We start from the raw sequence: 1253 nt of genomic DNA on the forward strand, positions 1-1253 counted from the left end.
TGTTGCGCCCCGGGTTCGGTGGAGGCTCTCAAGCCATGGAGGATGAGAGTCATGTCAGCACCGAGGAAGTACCCCGCCGAGCTGCGTGAGCGGGCCACGAGGATGGCCGTCGAGCTTCGTCAGGACCCGGCGACGAAGATGGGCGCGATCGCGCGTGTGGCCGATCAGCTCGGCATGCACCGGGAGACGTTGCGAGGCTGGGTCCGCCAAGTGGAGATCGACGGCGGCGTCCGGCCGGGCACCACGACCTCCGAGGCGGAGCGCATCGCCAGCCTCGAGCAAGAAGTCCGTGAGCTGCGGCGCGCGAACCACATCTTGAAGACCTCGGCGGCTTTCTTCGCGGCGGAGCTCGACCGCCCCACCAGCAGGTAGTCGCCTACGTCGACGCCCATCGCCACGACGTGGTCGATGGGCGCGAGGTCGGGGTCGAGCCGATCTGCACGGTCCTGTCTGAGGCCGGCGTGCAGATCGCCCCGAGCGGCTACTACGCAGCGAAGATCCGGCCCCCGTCGGCGCGTGCCGTGCGCGACGCGGAGCTGATCGTCGACATCCGCCACGCCCACAAGGCGAACCTCGGCGTGTACGGCGCGCGCAAGATCCATGCCGAGCTCAACCGGGAGGGCATAGCGGTCGCGCGGTGCACGGTCGAACGTCTCATGCGTGCCGACGGGCTTCGAGGGATCACGCGCGAGAAGTCGCGCAAGACCACGTTCGGCGACGGCGCTGAGACCGATCGGCCTGCCGATCTCGTCGAGCGCCAGTTCACGGCTGACGGGCCGAACCAGCTGTGGGTCGCGGACCTGACGTACGTGCGCACCCACGCCGGCTGGACGTACGTCGCGTTCGTCCTGGACGTCTTCAGCAGGATGATCGTGGGCTGGCAAGTGTCGACGTCACTACGTACCGACCTGGCCCTCGACGCTCTTGAGATGGGCCTATGGACGCGCCAGCGGGCCGGTCAGGACGTGTCCGGTTTGATCCATCACAGCGACCGAGGAGTTCAATATCGAGCGATTCGCTACAGCGAGCGCCTGGCGGAAGCTGAGGCTGTCGCATCGGTTGGTAGCAGGGGTGATAGTTACGACAATGCCATGGCCGAGGCGTTGAACTCGCTGTTCAAAGCCGAGTGCATCCGCAACCCCGTGATGCGTCCCAAGGGCGGTTGGAAGTCCGTCACGGACGTCGAGATCGCCACCGCCGAGTACGTCGACTGGTTCAACCACCGACGCCTCCATGGCGAAATCGGGATGGTC

1 protein-coding gene is annotated in these 1253 nt (G+C 66.6%); it reads left to right on the top strand.

The genetic code is table 11. From position 1 onward, the window contains the following. Nucleotides 1-51 precede the first annotated feature (51 nt). Nucleotides 52-1253, top strand: a protein-coding gene (locus ABEA62_RS12660) for an IS3 family transposase (protein WP_425558049.1) whose coding sequence is annotated in 2 segments (ribosomal slippage) — nucleotides 52-331 and nucleotides 331-1253 — 1203 coding nt annotated over the 2 segments. Because the reading frame shifts where the segments join, the coding sequence is not laid out codon by codon here. This gene is flagged as partial in the annotation.

It is taken from the genome of Demequina sediminis, from assembly GCF_039545075.1.
GTDB classification, from domain to species: domain Bacteria; phylum Actinomycetota; class Actinomycetes; order Actinomycetales; family Demequinaceae; genus Demequina; species Demequina sediminis.